This window comes from Terracoccus luteus (assembly GCF_003635045.1).
Taxonomy (GTDB): Bacteria; Actinomycetota; Actinomycetes; order Actinomycetales; family Dermatophilaceae; genus Terracoccus; species Terracoccus luteus.
Genome location: NZ_RBXT01000001.1, coordinates 2,039,298 through 2,056,972 on the forward strand (window position 1 = coordinate 2,039,298; position 17,675 = coordinate 2,056,972).

Annotated in this window: 15 protein-coding genes; 9 read left to right on the forward strand and 6 right to left on the reverse strand. The window is 74.7% G+C overall.

Features of this window, described 5'->3' with window-relative positions:
* The first annotated feature begins 21 nt into the window (after window positions 1–21).
* Genes DFJ68_RS09285 through nirD form a run of 4 tightly spaced genes read left to right on the forward strand, consistent with a single transcriptional unit; the run spans window position 22 to window position 6,811 of the window.
* Window positions 22–2,127: a molybdopterin oxidoreductase family protein gene (locus DFJ68_RS09285; RefSeq protein WP_121035247.1), complete on the forward strand. Its 2,106-nt coding sequence runs from the start codon at window positions 22–24 to the stop codon at window positions 2,125–2,127.
* Window positions 2,124–3,716 (forward strand): FAD-dependent oxidoreductase, encoded by a 1,593-nt coding sequence (locus DFJ68_RS09290; RefSeq protein ID WP_245963558.1) that lies wholly within the window; start codon window positions 2,124–2,126, stop codon window positions 3,714–3,716. The genes DFJ68_RS09285 and DFJ68_RS09290 overlap by 4 nt, the downstream gene beginning before the upstream one ends.
* Window positions 3,716–6,316 carry a nitrite reductase large subunit NirB gene (nirB, locus tag DFJ68_RS09295; protein ID WP_121032617.1) on the forward strand — a complete coding sequence of 867 codons (2,601 nt, stop codon included), beginning with the start codon at window positions 3,716–3,718 and terminating at the stop codon, window positions 6,314–6,316. Before DFJ68_RS09290 ends, nirB begins: the two co-directional genes overlap by 1 nt.
* 27 nt (window positions 6,317–6,343) lie before the next feature.
* Complete coding sequence (gene nirD, locus DFJ68_RS09300) at window positions 6,344–6,811, forward strand: nitrite reductase small subunit NirD (RefSeq protein WP_121032619.1); 468 nt, start codon at window positions 6,344–6,346, stop codon at window positions 6,809–6,811.
* A 13-nt stretch (window positions 6,812–6,824) separates the two neighbouring features.
* Here the strand turns inward: nirD and DFJ68_RS09305 are convergent, their stop codons facing one another.
* Window positions 6,825–7,679 carry an SDR family oxidoreductase gene (locus DFJ68_RS09305; protein WP_121032621.1) on the reverse strand — a complete coding sequence of 285 codons (855 nt, stop codon included), beginning with the start codon at window positions 7,677–7,679 and terminating at the stop codon, window positions 6,825–6,827.
* A 107-nt stretch (window positions 7,680–7,786) separates the two neighbouring features.
* Here DFJ68_RS09305 and DFJ68_RS09310 point away from each other — a divergent pair, with 107 nt between their 5' ends.
* Window positions 7,787–8,248, forward strand: coding sequence for a winged helix-turn-helix transcriptional regulator (locus tag DFJ68_RS09310; RefSeq protein WP_420823656.1), 462 nt, complete (start codon window positions 7,787–7,789; stop codon window positions 8,246–8,248).
* Here DFJ68_RS09310 and DFJ68_RS09315 read toward each other — a convergent pair.
* Entirely contained in the window at window positions 8,230–9,417 is a 1,188-nt protein-coding gene (locus DFJ68_RS09315; protein ID WP_245963559.1) for a uroporphyrinogen-III synthase, read from the reverse strand. The genes DFJ68_RS09310 and DFJ68_RS09315 overlap by 19 nt on opposite strands.
* Window positions 9,414–10,529: a uroporphyrinogen-III C-methyltransferase gene (gene cobA, locus DFJ68_RS09320; RefSeq protein WP_121032625.1), complete on the reverse strand. Its 1,116-nt coding sequence runs from the start codon at window positions 10,527–10,529 to the stop codon at window positions 9,414–9,416. The genes DFJ68_RS09315 and cobA overlap by 4 nt, the downstream gene beginning before the upstream one ends.
* A gap of 157 nt (window positions 10,530–10,686) precedes the next feature.
* Here cobA and DFJ68_RS09325 point away from each other — a divergent pair, with 157 nt between their 5' ends.
* Window positions 10,687–11,484 carry a sirohydrochlorin chelatase gene (locus DFJ68_RS09325; protein ID WP_245963560.1) on the forward strand — a complete coding sequence of 266 codons (798 nt, stop codon included), beginning with the start codon at window positions 10,687–10,689 and terminating at the stop codon, window positions 11,482–11,484.
* A complete protein-coding gene (locus tag DFJ68_RS09330; protein WP_121032629.1) occupies window positions 11,481–12,137 on the forward strand; it encodes an IMPACT family protein in 657 nt (218 codons plus the stop codon). The genes DFJ68_RS09325 and DFJ68_RS09330 overlap by 4 nt, the downstream gene beginning before the upstream one ends.
* A 124-nt stretch (window positions 12,138–12,261) precedes the next feature.
* Here DFJ68_RS09330 and DFJ68_RS09335 read toward each other — a convergent pair whose 3' ends face one another.
* Window positions 12,262–13,164, reverse strand: a complete 903-nt coding sequence (locus DFJ68_RS09335; protein ID WP_211333316.1) for a bifunctional methylenetetrahydrofolate dehydrogenase/methenyltetrahydrofolate cyclohydrolase — start codon at window positions 13,162–13,164, stop codon at window positions 12,262–12,264.
* 164 nt (window positions 13,165–13,328) lie between these two features.
* Between DFJ68_RS09335 and DFJ68_RS09340 the strand changes: the two genes are divergently transcribed.
* Entirely contained in the window at window positions 13,329–13,895 is a 567-nt protein-coding gene (locus tag DFJ68_RS09340) for an HhH-GPD-type base excision DNA repair protein (protein ID WP_211333317.1), read from the forward strand.
* Between the two features lie 97 nt (window positions 13,896–13,992).
* Here the strand turns inward: DFJ68_RS09340 and DFJ68_RS09345 are convergent, their stop codons facing one another.
* Entirely contained in the window at window positions 13,993–15,363 is a 1,371-nt protein-coding gene (locus DFJ68_RS09345; protein ID WP_121032633.1) for a cystathionine beta-synthase, read from the reverse strand.
* A gap of 209 nt (window positions 15,364–15,572) precedes the next feature.
* Here DFJ68_RS09345 and DFJ68_RS09350 point away from each other — a divergent pair, with 209 nt between their 5' ends.
* On the forward strand, window positions 15,573–16,754 hold the full coding sequence (locus tag DFJ68_RS09350) for an SGNH/GDSL hydrolase family protein (protein ID WP_121032635.1): 1,182 nt from the start codon (window positions 15,573–15,575) through the stop codon (window positions 16,752–16,754).
* 90 nt (window positions 16,755–16,844) lie between these two features.
* On the opposite strand, the gene DFJ68_RS09355 is transcribed toward DFJ68_RS09350, so the two are convergent.
* Window positions 16,845–17,657 carry a hypothetical protein gene (locus DFJ68_RS09355; RefSeq protein ID WP_121032637.1) on the reverse strand — a complete coding sequence of 271 codons (813 nt, stop codon included), beginning with the start codon at window positions 17,655–17,657 and terminating at the stop codon, window positions 16,845–16,847.
* Between the last annotated feature and the right edge of the window lie 18 nt (window positions 17,658–17,675).

Consider the following 17,675-nt stretch of genomic DNA (forward strand, 5'->3'; position numbering starts at 1 on the left):
GCCACCGACGCGCCCGACTCGATCGAGGCCGCCGCCACCACGACGGGGACCCCCACCCACTGCGCCTACTGCGGGCTGCAGTGCGCCATGACCCTCACGGGGTCGACCGCCGCCGACCTCACCGTGAGCCCCCGCCGGTTCCCGACCAACCGGGGCGGCCTGTGTCAGAAGGGGTGGACCAGCGCCGAGCTGCTGCGCACCCCCGGCCGCCTGACGACACCGCTCGTCCGCCGCGACGGGCAGCTCGTGCCGACCACGTGGGACGACGCCCTCACCGTCGTCGCGGACGGGATGCGTGAGGCCCAGCAAAACCGGGGCCGCGACGCGGTGGCCCTCTTCGGCGGGGGCGGCCTGACGAACGAGAAGGCCTACCAGCTGGGGCGGTTCGCGCGGGTGGCCCTGCGCACCTCCCAGATCGACTACAACGGCCGGTGGTGCATGAGCTCGGCCGCGGCGGCCGGCATCCGCTGCTTCGGCCTCGACCGGGGGCTGCCCTTCCCCGTCACCGACATCGGCTCGGCCCACGCCGTGCTGCTGCTCGGCGCCAACCCGGCCGAGACGATGCCGCCGTTCCTCACGCACCTGGTGCGGGCGGCCGACCACGGCGGTCTCATGGTCGCCGACCCGAGGCTGACGCCCACCGCCGCCAAGGCCCTCGACGGCGGCGGGCTCCACCTGGCCCTGCGCCCCGGCACCGACGCCGCCCTCGCCCTCGGCCTCGTCCACCTCGCGGTGACCGAGGGGCACGCCGACCGCACCTACGTCGAGCAGCGGACGACCGGCTTCGACGAGCTGTGGGCGGTCGCGGCCCAGTGGCTGCCCGAGCGCGTGGAGCGGGTGACCGGCGTGGCCGTGACGACCCTGCGGGAGGTCGTGCGGACGCTGGCCCGGGCCCGCGACACCGAGCGCGGGGCCTACGTGCTCAGCGCCCGTGGCGGCGAGCAGCACGCCTCCGGCACCGACACCGTGACCGCCTTCATCGCCCTCGCGCTCGTGCTCGGGCTGCCCGGCAACCCCGGCAGCGGGTTCGGCACCGTCACCGGCCAGGGCAACGGCCAGGGGGGCCGCGAGCACGGCCAGAAGGCCGACCAGCTGCCCGGGTACCGCCGCATCGACGACCCCGCCGCCCGCGCCCACGTCGCGCGGGTGTGGGGTGTCGACCCCGATGACCTGCCCGGCCCGGGGCGCAGCGCCTTCGAGCTGCTCGACGCCCTCGGCACCGAGTCCGGCCCGTCGGTGCTCATGGTGCACGGCAGCAACCCCGTCGTCTCCGCCCCCGAGGCCGGTCGGGTCACCGAGCGGCTCCGTGCCCTCGACCTCCTCGTCGTCTGCGACTTCGTGCTGAGCGAGACCGCGGCCATCGCCGACGTCGTGCTGCCGGTGCTCCAGTGGGCCGAGGAGGAGGGCACCCTGACCAACCTCGAGGGCCGGGTGCTGCGGCGCCGGGCCGCCCTCGCCCCGCCCGACGGCTGCCGCGGCGAGCTCGAGATCTGGGCCGGGCTCGCGTCGCGGCTCGGCTGCCCGGTGCTCTTCGCGACCGACCCTCGCGAGGTCTTCGACGAGCTGCGCCGGGCGTCGGCCGGCGGGCCCGCCGACTACTCCGCCGTCACGTGGGAGCGCCTCGACGCCGGCGAGAGCCTGCACTGGCCGTGCACGACCGAGCGTCCCCAGGGCACCCCCCGCCTCTTCCTCGACCGCTTCGCGACCCCTGACGGCCGCGCTCGCTTCGTCGCCGTCGACCACCAGGGCCCCGCCGAGCCGGTCGACGCCGACCACCCGCTAGTCGCCACCACCGGCCGGGTGCTGCAGCACTACCAGTCCGGGGCCCAGACCCGCCTCGTCGCAGAGCTGACCGACGCGGCGGGCGTGATGTTCGTGCAGGTGCACCCCGACACCGCGGCCGCGGCCGGTCTCGCCGACGGCGACCGCGCCGACGTCGTCAGCCGGCGTGGGCGCACGACGGCGCAGGTGCGGCTCGACGACGACATGCGGCCCGACGTCGTCTTCCTGCCCTTCCACTGGGCGGGCGACGGAGCCGCCAACGCCCTGACCAACGCGGCCCTCGACCCGACGAGCCGGATGCCGGAGTTCAAGGCCTGCGCCGTGCGCTTGGAGGCCCGCCCGTGACGACCACGACACGACGCGTCCTCGTCGTCGGCAACGGCATGGCCGGTGCCCGCCTCGCCGAGGAGCTGCGCCGGCGCGACCCCGACGCCGAGCGTCTCACCGTCACGGTCGTCGGCGAGGAGCAGCACGCCGCCTACAACCGCGTCCTGCTCTCGACCGTCGTCGCCGGCGGCATCACCACCCGCGACACCCGCCTCAAGCCGGAGGGCTGGTGGGAGTCGCGCCGCGTGGACGTCGTGCGCGGCAGCGTCGTCACGGCCGTCGACGTCACCGCCCGCACCGCCACCCTCACGACCGCCGGAGGCGAGCGCGTCGAGCCCTGGGACGAGCTCGTGCTCGCCACCGGGAGCGTGCCCTTCGTGCCCCCGATCGAGGGGGTGGATGCCGGCCGGCTCGCGAGCGGGCGACAGCCCGGCGTCGTCGCCTTCCGCACCGTCGACGACTGCGACCGCATCACGACTGCGACCGAGTCCGCGTCCCACGCCGTCGTGCTCGGGGGTGGCCTGCTCGGGCTCGAGGCCGCCCGCGGCCTGCTCGCCCGCGGCGTCGAGGTCACGGTCGTGCACCCGCAGACCCACCCGATGGACCGCCAGCTCGACGCCGACGGGGGCGCGGTGCTCACCCGTGTGCTCTCAGGTCTGGGGGCCCGACTGGTGCTCGGCCGTCGCGTGGTGGCCCACCGGCCGGCCTCCGACGACCGACCGCCCACGGTCGCGCTCGACGACGGCAGCGAGCTGCGGGCCGACCTGCTCGTCGTCGCCGCCGGCGTACGCCCCCGGACCGAGCTCGCCCGCGCCGCAGGCCTCGTCGTCAGGCGCGGCGTCGTCGTCGACGACCACCTCGCCACCTCGGCGGCCCACGTGCACGCCCTCGGCGAATGCGCTGAGCACCGGGGCGAGGTCGCCGGGCTCGTGCAGCCGGGGTGGGACCAGGCGCGGGTGCTCGCCGACCGGCTGAGCGGCGCCGACGCCGGGGCGCGCTACGAGGGCACCCCCACGCTGACCCGCCTGAAGGCGCACGACATCGACCTCGCCAGCATGGGCCGGGTCGACGTGGACGTGCACGACGCGGGCCACGAGGTGCTCGCCTTCACCGATCCGGTGCGCGGCCGGTACGCCAAGCTCGTGCTGCGGCACGACCGCCTCGTCGGCGCCATCCTGCTCGGGGTCGGCGACGCGGCCGGGCCGCTCACCCAGCTCTACGACACGGCGGCGGTCGTGCCCCGCGACCGGCTCGCCCTCATGCTCGGCCGGGCCGTGACCCGCGGCAGCGCTCCGGAGCAGGTCAACCTCGCCGAGATGCCGGGCGGTGCCGTCGTCTGCCGGTGCAACACCGTCACCAAGGCGGCCGTCGTGGCCGCCCACCGGGACGGGGCCGACACCGTGGCCGCCGTCGCGGAGCGCACGCGCGCGACGACCGGGTGCGGATCGTGCAGGGGCGCGGTCGAGGGCCTGTGCGCCTGGCTGCGTTCAGCCGAACCCGACCGTGGCACATGCGAACCCGTGCAGCAGCCGGAGCGACCTGCCGCACACCACCTCGACCAGCGACCCACCGACGACACCACCGCCCCGACCGAAGGAGCAGCGTGATGACCAGCACCACCCCCCTGGACGCCGACCGGACCGAGTCCACCGCGACCTCCGAGACCACCGGGACCACCGGGACCGCACGGCGGACGGTCGTCGTCGTCGGCCACGGCATGGTCGGCCACCGCTTCGTCGAGGCCCTGCGGTCGAGGGACCGCGAGGGGACCTGGCGGGTCGTCGTGCTCTCGGAGGAGGCCGACGCCGCCTACGACCGCGTCGGCCTCTCCTCCTACGTGGGTGGGTGGGACCGCTCCGCGCTCGCCCTCGCCGGCAGCAGCTACCCCGGTGACGACCACGTCGAGCTGCGCCTCGGCACCCGGGCCGAGGTCGTCGACCGGGTCGCGCGCACCGTGACGACGACCGACGGGTCGACCGTCGGCTACGACGCCCTCGTGGTCGCGACCGGCTCTTACCCCTTCGTGCCGCCCGTGCCGGGGCACGACTCCCCCGGCTGCTTCGTCTACCGCACCCTCGACGACCTCGACGGCATCCGCGGCGCCGCCGACGCGGCCCGGGCCCGGGCCGCCGCCGAGGGCCGCGAGGCGAACGGCCTCGTCGTGGGCGGCGGGCTGCTCGGCCTCGAGGCCGCCAACGCCCTGCGCCTGCTCGGCCTCACCCCGCACGTCGTGGAGTTCGCCCCCCGCCTCATGCCGCTGCAGGTCGACGCGGGCGGCGGGGCCGTGCTCGAGCGGCTCATGGGCGGTCTCGGCGTGCAGGTGCACACGGGCGCCGGCACGGCCTCCATCGCCCGTCAGGCCGACGAGCGCCTCGCGGTCGAGCTCACCGACGGCACCAGCCTGCTCACCGACCTCGTCGTCTTCTCGGCCGGCGTGCGCCCCGCCGACGCCGTCGGGCGGGCCGCCGGGCTCGAGTGCGGCGAGCGGGGCGGCATCGTCACCGACGCGGCCTGCCGGACGAGCGACGAGGCCGTGTTCGCCATCGGTGAGGTGGCGGCGGTCGAGGGCCGGTGCTACGGCCTCGTCGCCCCCGGCTACACGATGGCGGAGGTCGTCGCCGACCGGCTGCTCGGTGGTGGGGCGACCTTCCCCGGCGCCGACCTGTCGACCAAGCTCAAGCTGCTCGGCGTCGACGTCGCGTCCTTCGGCGACGCGATGGCCACCACCCCGGGGGCCCTCGAGATCGTCCACACCGACGCCGTGCGGGGGACCTACGCCAAGGTCGTCGTCAGCGACGACGCGCGGACCCTGCTCGGCGGCATCCTCGTCGGCGATGCGTCGGCGTACACCACCCTCAAGGCCTACGTCGGGCGCGAGGTGCCGGGTGACCCCGGGGCGCTCGTCTCACCGGCCGGGGCCGAGCTGGGCACCGACGGCCTGCCCGACGACGCCGTCGTGTGCTCGTGCAACAACGTCACCAAGGGCTCGATCTGCTCGGCCATCGCCGACGGGGCAGGCGACCTCGCGGCGCTCAAGGGGTGCACGAACGCCGGGACCACCTGCGGTGGCTGCCTGCCCACGGTGAAGAAGCTGCTCGTCGACTCCGGCGTCGAGCTCAGCACGGCCCTGTGCGAGCACTTCGTTCAGAGCCGGGCCCAGCTGTTCGAGATCGTGCGGGCGACCGGCATCCGCACGTTCTCCGGGCTGCTCGCGCGGTACGGCACGGGCGCCGGCTGCGAGGTGTGCAAGCCGACCGTCGCCTCCATCCTCGCCTCGACGGGCAGCGACCACGTGCTCGACGGCGAGCAGGCGGCGCTGCAGGACAGCAACGACCACTTCCTCGCCAACATCCAGCGCAACGGCACCTACTCGGTCGTGCCTCGGATGCCGGGTGGCGAGGTCACCGCGGACCAGCTCATCGTCATCGGCGAGGTCGCCCGCGACTTCGACCTCTACGTCAAGGTCACCGGGGGCCAGCGCATCGACCTCTTCGGCGCCCGTGTCGAGCAGCTGCCGGCGATCTGGCAGCGGCTCGTCGACGTCGGCATGGAGTCGGGCCAGGCCTACGGCAAGTCGCTGCGCACGGTGAAGTCGTGCGTCGGCTCGACGTGGTGCCGCTTCGGCGTGCAGGACTCCGTCGGCATGGCGGTCGACCTCGAGCACCGCTACCGCGGGCTGCGCTCACCGCACAAGATCAAGTTCGGCGTCTCCGGGTGCGCCCGCGAGTGCGCCGAGGCCCGGGGCAAGGACGTCGGCGTCATCGCCACCGACAAGGGGTGGAACCTCTACGTCTGCGGCAACGGCGGGCAGACCCCGAAGCACGCCGTGCTGCTCGCGAGCGACCTCGACGACGAGACGCTGGTGCGCTACATCGACCGGTTCCTCGCCTTCTACGTGCGCACCGCCGACCGCCTGCAGCGCACCGCCCCCTGGCTCGAGTCGCTCGAGGGCGGCCTCGAGCACCTGCGGGCCGTCGTCTGCGACGACGCGCTCGGCATCGCGGACGACCTCGAGGCCGTCATGGCACGCCACGTCGAGGGCTACCGCGACGAGTGGAAGGCGGTGCTCGACGACCCGGTGAAGCTGCAGCGGTTTGTCAGCTTCGTCAACGCCCCCGACGAGCCCAACCCCACGGTCGCCTTCGACGACGCCGGACCGCGCAAGGTACCCGTGCTGCTCGGCCTGCCCATCGTCGGCCGACGCTGAGACCCCCTGCCGCAGAGAGGATTCGAGATGACCACCATCACCGACACCACCCCCGCCACGGAGATCACGGAGACCACGGATGCCGCGGGCAGGGACCCGCACATTACGACGACCGGGCGGCGCAGCGTGGTCGTGCGACCCGGCATCCTGCCCCCGGCCGGGCCGAAGGTGTGGGTCGACGCGTGCCACGTCGACCGCCTCGTCCCCGGCCGGGGCGTCGCGGTGCTGCTGCCGGGGGCGCGCCAGGCGGCGCTGTTCCTGCAGCCCACCGGCATGATCTATGCGCTCGACAACCTCGACCCGTTCTCGGGTGCGGCGGTGCTCTCGCGCGGCCTCACCGGTGACCACGGTGGTGAGCCGACCGTCGCCTCGCCGCTGCTCAAGCAGTTGTTCTCGCTGCGCACCGGTCGGTGTCTCGACGACGACGCGGTCGCGGTGGCCACGTACAGCGTCCGCGTCGTCGACGGGGTCGTGCGCGTCGGGCTGACGGCCTGACCCCGACCCCGGCTCAGAGGGCGGCGCGGACCGCGTCCTCAAGGCTGGCCGTCGGGCGACCCACGAGGCGGCTGAGGTCGTGGGTCCCCGTGAGCAGGCGGCCGTCACGGATGCCGCGGTCGCTGTCGGCGAGCACCGCGGCGTAGCCCTCGGGCAGACCGGCGCCGACGAGGAAGGCCGCGTACTCGTCGGTGGGGAGGTCGCGGTAGGTGACCTCGCGGCCGGACACGCGCGCCACCGTGGCGGCGTACTCCGCGAGGGTGAACGGCTCGTCGGCGCCGAGCTCGTACACCGCACCCTCGTGCCCCGGGCCGGCGAGCACGACCGCCGCGGCGGCGGCGTAGTCGTCGCGGGTGGTGGCGCTGACCCGGCCCTCGCCGGCCGCTCCCACGACGGCACCGTGCTCCAGCGTCGTGGCCAGCTGGCCGGTGTAGTTCTCGGTGTACCAGGAGTTGCGCAGCAGCGCATGGGGCAGGCCCGACTCGGCGAGCAGCTGCTCGGTCTGACGGTGCTCGTCGGCCATGAGGAGGTCGGTGTCGCCGGCCCGGGTGATGCTCGTGTAGGCGACGAAGCCGACGCCGGCACGACGAGCGGCGTCGATCACGTTGCGGTGCTGAGGGATCCGGCTGCCCACCTCGCTGCCGGAGACGAACAGGAGCCGGTCGACACCGGTGAAGGCGGCGTCGAGCGAGGCCACGTCGTCGTAGTCGGCGTGGCGCACCTCGACCCCGCGGTCGGCGAGGTCGGACAGTGCCTCCGGGCGCCGGGCTCCGGCGACGACCTCGGAGGCCGGCACCCCGGAGGCGAGGAGGTGGTCGACGACGAGACGGCCGAGGTGACCGGTGGCGGCGGTGACGAACAGGGTCATGGGGGTTCCTTCCGACGGGTCCGGCGGATGCCGGTCGCTCGCGTCAACGATGCCCGCGCGGCTTGCCTTCCCAGTCGACGGTACCCACTTTCGAGTAAGGTACTGGCGTGAAAGTGAGTGCCCCCGTCCCCACGACACCCACGACCGCCGGGACCCGCGGCCCGCTGGCGGCCTGGTTCCCCGACGGCGTCTTCGCCTCCGACTGCCCCAGCCGCGTCGTGCTCGACCACGTCATGAGCAAGTGGGGCACGCTCGTGCTGCTGGCCCTCGCCGACGGCGACGCCCTCCGGTGGACCGAGCTGCGCCGGCGGGCGCAGGGGGTGAGCGAGAAGATGCTCGCGCAGACGCTGCGCACCCTCGAGGCCGACGGCCTCGTGCACCGCGACGCCAAGCCGGTCGTGCCGCCGCACGTCGAGTACTCGCTGACGCCCCTGGGCCGGGGCCTGACGGGCCACCTCGTGCCGCTCATGGCCTGGGTGGCCGAGCACGCCCCCGACATCGTCGACCGCGAGGCCGCGGCGCCGGCTCGGACGACACGTCAGACGTCCGCTCAGACGTTGAGTCGGTAGCCGCGCCGCACGACCGTCTGCACGAGGCGGCGGTCGGGCAGCGCCGCCCGCAGGCGGCTCATGGCCATGTCGAGGGCGTGCTCGTTCTCGGCGTCGGGCAGCTCGTCGAGCAGTCGCTCGCGGGTGAGCACCGCGCCGGGCTGCGAGATGAGGGCGGCGAGCATGGCCCGGGCGCCGCGCGGCAGCGCGACGGTCTCGCCCGCGAAGGTGACGTGCGCGCCCTGGACGACGAGCGGGCCCAGCGCGGTCGCCACCTCGGCCACGCCGTGCGTGGTCAGGTGCTCGACGACCGTGCGCACGAGCGCCCCCATCCGGTACCGCTGCGGCACGACGGGCGTGACGCCGAGGTCGACGAGCGGCGCCGCCGTGACAGGCCCGACGGCCGCTGCGGGGACACCACAGCGCAGCGCCTCGACGAGCACGCCGTCCATGCCGAGCTGGGCCGCCGCCGAGACGAGCCCGTCGACCGCGGGGGCGGAGGTGAAGGTGACGACGTCGAGCTCGCGCGCCGCCACGGCCGCGACGAGCCGACCCAGCCGGCTCTCGTCGGTCGGGCGCACCCAGCGGTAGGGCGCCACGGTGAACACGGTCGCCCCGGCCGCCCGCAGCCGCTCGAGCTGCTCGACGTCCTCGTGTCCGTGCAGCTGCACGGCGACGGTGCGGCCGGCGACACCGCGTTCGAGGGCGAGGCCCACCGTCGAGCTCGTCCGCTCGTCGGCGGCGATGCCGGCGTCGTCGTGGCCCGAGGCGCGCACCGCGCCGCGTGCCTTGGGGCCGCGCACGAGGATCGCGGCCCGGTCGAGGACGGCGGCGAGCTCGTCACCCAGCCCCGCGGCATCCGCCCCCTCGACCCAGCGGCGCCAGCCGTAGGCCGTGGTCACCACGACGACGTCGGGCGGGTGGGCGATGATGGCGCGGGTGTCGGCGACGAGGTGCTCGTCCTGCTCGATGGGGGCGATGCGCACCGCGGGCGCGTGCAGCACCTCGGCCCCCCGCCGCTCGAAGGCGTCGATGAGGTCGGCCGACCGGCGGTCGGACGTCACCCCGATGCGGAACCCGCGCAGGACGGGGCCGGTCGGCGCCGCCCTGGCCGTCTCGAGCTCGTCGGTCTCGGCACGCCCGCTCCAGGCCGTCGGCGGGTGCGCGGCCCGACCCGTCGGGTCGCTCACGCGACGACCTCCAGCCACGAGGTGAGGTCGGCGAGGGCGTCGGCGTCGCCTGCCCTCCCGCCGTCCTCCGCATCCGCGACGACGGCGCCGTCGACCCGTCGGTCCCACACCTGCGACCGGCGCACCACCTCGCCGACGACGATGACGGCGGGCGAGGTCACGCCGTGTCGCCGCGCGAGGTCGGGCAGGGTGGCGACGGTGCCGACGACGCTGCGCTGGGCGGGGGTGAGACCCCGTTCGACGACGGCCGCGGGCGTCGTCGCGGGCAGGCCCGCCGCCACGAGCGCGCCGGTGAGCGGGACGAGGTTGTGCACGCCCATGAGCAGGACGATCGTGCCGCCGAGGGCGACGAGCCCACCGGCCTGCTCGTTGGTGAGCGGCACGTGCCCCGACACGACGGTGACGACGTGGCTGACCCCCCGGTGGGTGACGGGGATGCCGGCCGCACCGGGCACCCCGACGGCCGAGGTCACGCCGGGGACGACCGTGACGGGGACGCCGGCCTCGACGGCCGCCGCGACCTCCTCGCCGCCCCGGCCGAAGACGTAGGGGTCGCCGCCTTTGAGGCGGACGACCGTGAGGCCCTCGAGGGCCGCCGCGACCATGAGGCTCTCGATCCGCTCCTGCGGCACGGCGTGGTGCCCCGGCCGCTTGCCGACATCGACGATGCGCGCACCCGGCGCGAGGCGGGTGAGGTCGCCGACCTCGGCCAGCCGGTCGGCGAGCACGACGTCGGCGTCGGCCAGCGCGTCGACGGCGTCGAGGGTGAGCAGGCCCGGACCGCCGGGCCCGGCGCCCACGAGCACGACCCGACCACGCCGCGACACCGGCGCCGGCTCGGTCACGACGAGGCAGCGGCCCTCGAGCACCTCCCGCACGGCCGGACGGTCCGCCGAGCCGACGAGCACGGCGACGTGCGCCGTCTCGGCCCGGGTGGTCAGGGTGGTCAGGGTGGCGAGGTCGTCGGCGGCAGGGTCGGCGGGGTCGGTGCCGTAGACCGCCGTGGTCACGACGGCGCCGGCGCGTGACCACCGACGCACGCTGGCGTCCACCTCTCCGCTCGCCCCGACGACGAGCACCGGCACCCCACCCACGTCGGTCTGCAGCAGCATGCGGGTCGACCTCCTGGCCGGTGGAACCGTGGGGCAGGGCGCGCCCCCGCGTCTGTCGACACGGTACGAAACGCGTGTTTCTCCCACGTTTCCGGGGCGTCGGGTCACGGTAACGGTGGCCGCACGCGGACGGCGCGGTGCCGTGCGATGGTGTGCGGTGGCCGCCGGCGTGCACGGACGTCGTGCGGCATCCGGGTCGGCATCCGGGTCGGCATCCGGGTCGGCATCCGGGCGTCGTGGTCGCCGCGACGACGGCGCCTGTCAGAGTGTTGCCGTGAACCCGGTCCTCGTCGCCTCCGCCCACGGCACCGGCTCGCCGGCCGGCCGCCGTGCCGTCGGCGCCCTCGTGGCCGCCGTGGCCCGCGCCCGCCCCGAGCTCGAGGTGCGCGCCGCCTTCGTCGACGTGCAGCCCCCCGAGCCGTCGCACGTGCTCGCGGGCCTCGACGGGCGGCCGGCCCGCCTCGTGCCGCTGCTGCTGTCGGCCGGGTACCACGTGTACGTCGACCTCACCGAGGCCGCCGCCGGCTCGCCCGGCACGACGCTGTGCGGCGCGCTCGGGCCTGACCCGCGGCTGGCCGCCCTGCTGCGCGACCGGCTCGTCGAGGCGGGTCTGCGCGACGACGACGTCGTCGTCATGGCCGCGGCGGGGTCGTCGCAGCGCTCGGCCGTCGCCGACTGCGAGCGGGTGGCCGCCGACCTCTCGAGTTTGCTGGGTCGCCCGGTCACCCCGGCGTACCTCTCGGCGGCGGAGCCGACGGTGGCGGATGCCGTCGCGGCGGTGCGGGTGCCCGGCCGCCGTGTCGCCGTGGCCACGTACCTGCTCGCCCCCGGCTTCTTCGCCGACCGCGCCGCGCGTGCCGGCGGTGACCTCACCTCCCGTCCGCTGCTGCCACCCCACGGCGAGCCCCCGCCGGCGCTCGTCGACATCGTCGTCGAGCGCTACGGCTCCGGGTGACCCCCGGGTCGCCCGACCGGTACCGCACCCTCACCGCACCAGTGCGGGTGGAGACCGAGGTGCGCCGGTCGCGCTTCGCGTGCGACCTGCGGCCGGTGTCGTCGGAGGCGGCGGCCCGCGGCGTGCTGGACGAGGTCCGAGCCGAGAGCCGGGACGCCGGGCATCACTGCAGCGCCTGGGTGCTCGGCCCCGACGCGTCGACCGTCCGCAGTCACGACGACGGCGAGCCGTCGGGTACGGCCGGCGCGCCGATGCTCGACGTCCTCAGGGGACGCGCCCTCATCGACGTCGTCGCCGTGGTGTCGCGGTGGTTCGGGGGCACGCTGCTCGGCACCGGCGGACTGATCCGCGCCTACGGCGACGCGGTGGCCGCTGCGGTCGACGCCGCAGCCCTCGTCACCATGCGACGCCGCGACGGCCTCGTCGTCGACGTGCCCGCCGCCGACGGCGCCAGGGTCGAGAACGCGCTGCGGGGCCGCAGCGACACGACGGTCGACGAGTCCCGTTGGCACGCAACGGGTCTCGTGCTCCATCTCGCCGTCGAGCCCGCGTCGACCGGAGCCGTCGAGGGGGTCGTCGCCAGCCTCACCTCGGGTCTCGGCAGGGTCTCCCCCGGCCACCCGCAGTGGGTGGCGACCCGCGACCCGGGCTGACCGGCATCCGCGACGTGGAGTGGCCGTGACGGCAGCGGGCGGCGACCTGACGTGCGTTCGGCACCGCCGGCACCGCAGGGGTGCCAGGAGCGCGGCCTGACGTGCGTCCGGCACCTGGGGGCCGTCAGAGCAAGGCGAGCCGCACGAGGTTGCGCATGGCCATCGTCACGGTCATCGGCCCCACCCGGGGGATGAAGGCGGCCGCCCGCTCGAGCACCGAGTCGTCGAAGTTCTTGAACTGCGAGAAGTTCACGCAGATCGCACCCGGCTTGATCTCGTCGGCGGTGACGAGCGGGAACGACCGCGACGGCACCCCGGTGACGACGACGTCGGCGCGGGCGAGCGCCTGGGTCCGGACCTCGTCACTGTCGCGCACCGAGTGGGCGTGCCGCCCGATCGCCGGGTCGAAGACGACGGTCCCGTCCGCGTCGAGCGAGACGACCTCGGCGCCGTCGTTCGCGAGCATCGCCGCGAGCGGCCGTCCCACGACGTCGCTGCGGTTGATGACGCAGGCGGTGACCCCCTCGAGGGGCGCGCCCTCGCCCGAGCGGCGCAGTCCCGCGTCGTCGAGCAGCTTGAGGATGGCCAGCGGGGTGCACGGCAGGATGGCGCGGCGGCCGCCGTCGAGCCGCCGTCGGTTCTCGTAGAGCATGCGGCTCCAGAACGAGTGCATCCCCTCGACGTCCTTGCGGGGATCGACGAGCTCGCGTAGCCACGGGTCCTCGTGCTCGTCGGCGAGGGGGTAGTAGTTGAAGATGCCGTGCACGGCCGGGTCGGCGTTGGCCTCGCGGACCGCGTCGGCCGCGGCGGCCGGCTCGACGTCGCGGAGCACGAAGTCGATGCCGACGTCGGCCGCCCCGCGCGCCGCCCACTGGGCGTAGGTGCGAGCCGGTCCCTCGGCCCGGCTGAGCAGGCCGACGATGCGGGGGGTGGCACCGGTCCGCGCGGTGAGGGTGGCGACGTCCGCGCGCACCTCCTCCCGGAACCGGGCCGCCACCTCGGCGGGGTCGACGACACGTGCCGGCACGCGGGCTCTCCTCGGTCTCGGGGGTTCGACGTGCTGCGGCGGCATCGGCCGGTCCGCAGCGACACAGAGCCTAGCGACGACGCGGTCGGAGCCGTCGACGGGCGGGCACCGGTCGGGTCGGCGACCACGACGGCGGCCGGCCGGTGCGTGAGACCATGCCGCGCATGGCCTTCCACATCGCGGGCGACCCCGCCGCCGACCAGGTCCTCGACGAGCATCCGTTCGCGGTCGTCGTCGGGATGATGCTCGACCAGCAGTACGGGATGGAGCACGCCTTCCGCGGCGGGCACAAGGTGCTCACGCGCTTCGGCACCCTCGACCCGGCGGCCATCGCCGACGCGGACCCCGACGAGTTCACCGCCATGGCCTCGACTCCCCCGGCCATCCACCGCTTCCCCGGCTCGATGGCGAAGCGGCTGCAGGAGCTCGCCGCCCTCGTCGTCGAGCGTTACGACGGCGACGTCACCCGGCTCTGGACCGAGGCGACGTCGGGCCGGGACCTGCTCAAGCGCGTGCAGGAGCTGCCCGGGTTCGGGAGGCAGAAGGCCCAGATCTTCGTCGCGCTGCTCGCCAAGCAGCTGGGGGTGCGGCCCGAGGGGTGGGAGGCGGCGGCCGGCGACTACGCCCTTGACGGGTACCGCTCGGTGGCCGACGTCGTCGACGGCGACACCCTGCTCAAGGTGCGCGAGTTCAAGCAGGCGAAGAAGGCCGAGGCGAAGGCCAGGGGCTGACACCCGAGCCGCCGCGAACACACCGAGCAACGTGGAAGTCCCCGAGTTGCAACTCGGGGACTTCCACGTTTCTCGGTGTGTTTCGGGGCCGAGGGGGTCAGTCGGTGAGGAACCCGAGCAGGTCCGCGCGGGTGAGCACCCCGACCGGCTTGCCGTCCTCGACGACGAGCACGGCGTCGCTGTCCTCGAGCTCCTTCCGGGCGGCGGCGACCGGCGACCCGGTGCCGACGAGCGGCAGTCCGCCCGACATGTGCCGGCTCACCGGGTCGGCGAGGTGCGCCTTGCCGGTGAAGAGCAGCTCGAGCAGCTCGCGCTCGCTGACCGACCCGGCCACCTCGCCCGACATGACGGGCGGCTCGGCCTTGACGACCGGCATCTGCGAGACGCCGTACTCGCGCAGGATCTGCACGGCGTCGCGGATGGTCTCGTTCGGGTGGGTGTGCACGAGCGCCGGCAGGTCGCCGGACTTGCTGCGCAGCACGTCGCCGACCGACGTCGTCGTGTGGTCGTCGAGGAAGCCGTACGAGTGCATCCACTCGTCGTTGAAGATCTTGCTGAGGTAGCCCTTGCCGGAGTCGGGCAGCAGCACGACGACGACGGCGTCCTCGGGGAGGTCCTTCGCGGCACGGAGGGCAGCGACGACGGCCATGCCGCACGAGCCGCCGACGAGCAGGCCCTCCTCGCGGGCGAGCCGACGGGTCATGGCGAAGCTGTCGGCGTCGCTGACGGCGATGACCTCGTCGACGACCGACGGGTCGTAGGCGCCGGGCCAGAAGTCCTCACCGACACCCTCGACGAGGTAGGGCCGGCCGGTGCCGCCGGAGTACACCGAGCCCTCGGGGTCGGCGGCGACGATGCGCACCTCGCCGCCCGAGACCTCCTTGAGGTAGCGGCCGCAGCCGCTGATGGTGCCGCCGGTGCCGGCGCCCGTGACGAAGTGCGTGACCCGGCCGTCGGTGTCGTTCCAGATCTCCGGACCGGTCGAGAGGTAGTGGCTGTTCGGGCCCTCGGGGTTGAAGTACTGGTTCGGCTTCCACGCCCCGTCGATCTCCTCGACGAGGCGGTCGCTCACCGAGTAGTAGGAGTCGGGGTGCTCGGGCTCGACGGCGGTCGGGCACACGACGACGCGGGCGCCGTAGGCGCGCAGCACGTCGCGCTTGTCCTGGCTGACCTTGTCGGGGCACACGAAGACGCACTGGTACCCGCGGCGCTGGGCGACGAGGGCGAGCCCGACGCCGGTGTTGCCGCTCGTCGGCTCCACGATCGTCCCGCCGGGCTTGAGCGAGCCGTCGCGCTCGGCCGCCTCGACCATGCGCAGGGCGATGCGGTCCTTCACCGACCCGCCGGGGTTGAAGTACTCCACCTTCGCCAAGATGGTCGCCTTGACGCCGGCGTCCTCGACGACCTTCGACAGCTTGACGAGCGGGGTGTTGCCCACGAGGTCGGCCACGTTCTCCACGTACTTCATGGCGCCAGTCTCGCAGACCCCGGACCCCCTCCCGACGCCCCCGGACCTCGGCGGGCGTCGCCCGATGCCCCTGATACCCCGCAGGCGGCCGGATGCCGTGCGGTGGCCGGTCGCCCTCCGTGCACAGGGTGGTCGGTGGCCGGGCACGCACCGTCAGGCGTGCGCGTTACCGTGGTGACGGCAGCACGAGACGCAGGAGGCACGGGGGCATGGGTCGGGCACGACGGGCGAGGCGGATCGCCCAGCGGGCGGCGTACGGCGGCGGGGTCGGCGCGGCCGGCATCGGCGCCCTCGGCCTGCTCGGCTGGGGCCTGCTCAAGGTCGAGGCGCGCATCACGCGCCGCCTCGTGGGCCCGTCCACGGGTGACGCCCCCGACGACGACGGCCTCTACGGCTCGGGCGCCGGCACCCCGCTCCGCCTCCTCGTCCTCGGCGACTCGACGGCGGCCGGGCTCGGGGCCGAGCACCCGCACCAGACCATCGGGGCGACCATCGCGAGCGGGGTCGCCGCGTTCAGCGGTCGCCCCGTCGAGCTGACCAACGTCGCCGTCAGCGGCGCCGAGTCGACCGGTCTCGACGAGCAGGTCGAGCGCGGTCTCGCGGCCGTCACGGCGCCCGACGTCGCGCTCGTGCTCATCGGCGCCAACGACGTCACCCACCGGATCGAGCGCTCGGTCGCGGTGCGTCACCTCGAGATGGCCGTGCGCCGGCTGCGCGAGTCGGGCTCCGAGGTCGTCGTCGGCACCTGCCCCGACCTCGGCGCCATCGAGCCGCTGCAGCAGCCCCTCCGCTCGCTCGCGCGGCGCTGGTCGCGCGACCTCGCGGCGGCCCAGACCGTGGCCGTCGTCGAGGCCGGGGGGCGGGCGGTCTCCATCGGCGACCTGCTCAGCGCCGTCTTCAGCGCCGAACCCAAGGTCATGTTCAGCTCGGACCGGTTCCACCCCAGCCCTGCCGGCTACGCGCGCGTGGCGGCGGCGCTCATGCCGACCGTCAGCGCCGCCCTCGACCTGTTCGGCGAGCGCTCCGCCCCGACCCCGCCCAACGTCCGCCGCGGCGAGGGCGTCGACCCGGTCGCCGTCGCGGCCACCCGGGCGGTCGCCAACCCGGGCACCGAGGTCGCCCCGACCGAGGTCGGCGGCCAGTCGCGCGGCCCGCGCGGACGCTGGGCCATGCTGCTGCACCGGGTGCGCCCCGTCGCGGTGCCGTCGAGCGACCCGAGGCCGAGGCCCGACGACCACGACGAGACCGCCACCGACGAGCGCGGGTCCGTCGACGCCGCGCCTGGCACCGCGACCAGCGACCCGGACCGCGACCCGAACCGCGACTCGGACCGCGACTCGGACCGCGACCCGGAGAGGGACTCGTCCGTCACGAGCGACGCCCGCGTCTGATCCGGCCCCACGCCCGTCCGGCCCGCTCCGGACACGGCAGCGCCCGGCATCCCATCGAGGATGCCGGGCGATGCAGGTCCGTACGGGGCGTCAGCCGCCGAGGGACATGACCTGCGAGGCGGGCGGGGCCTTGATGCCGAGGTCCTCGTTCCACTTCGAGAAGTTGAGCTCGCCCGGCGTCTTCTTCGTGCCGGTGAAGCGGACGACCTCGTTGGCGTCCTTGCTCACGTAGAGCGCGCCGTTCTCCTTGCCGCTGCGGTCGGTGAGCACCCAGCAGTCGATCCCGTCGACGCTCTCCTCGGCCACGTCGGACGCGAGCTGCGAGCTGTTGACCGACCCGAAGGCCTTGTCGGCGAAGGTCTTGAGGCTGAGGCTCTTGACCATCGAGGCGGCGCTCGAGGGCGCCTTGATGAACTTGTCGCCCGCCTTCTGCACCGAGGCGGGGGCGCCCTGGCGCTTCCAGAACGTCGCGTCGGCCTGGATGTAGACGGCGTCGTCGACCGAGATGACCCGGGCCTTGCCCTGCTTGTCGGTCTCGATGCTCACGTCGGCGGTCTTGCCGTCGCTCGTGCCCTTGTAGTCGATCTTCATCGTCTCGCCGTTCTGCTCGATCTCGCCCGAGAAGGCGGCCGAGGTGGCCTTGAGGGCGTTGTCCTTGGCCTTCTCGAGGATCTGCGCGGCCTCCGAGCTGTCGCCGCCCATGTCGCCGGCGTCGGAGCTCGACGACATGGTCTCGCTCGGCGTCGCGCCCGGGTCGCTCGTCATGGTCGGCATGGCCGAGCCGGCGCTCGACGCGGCGGCCGCGGGCGTGCTCGGCGTGTCGGTCTTGCCGCAGGCGGCCGCCCCGAAGGTCAGCGCGACGGCGCCTGCGAGCGCCGCGATGCGCGTGCTGGTGGTTCTCATCTCTCCCCCGTCAGTGTG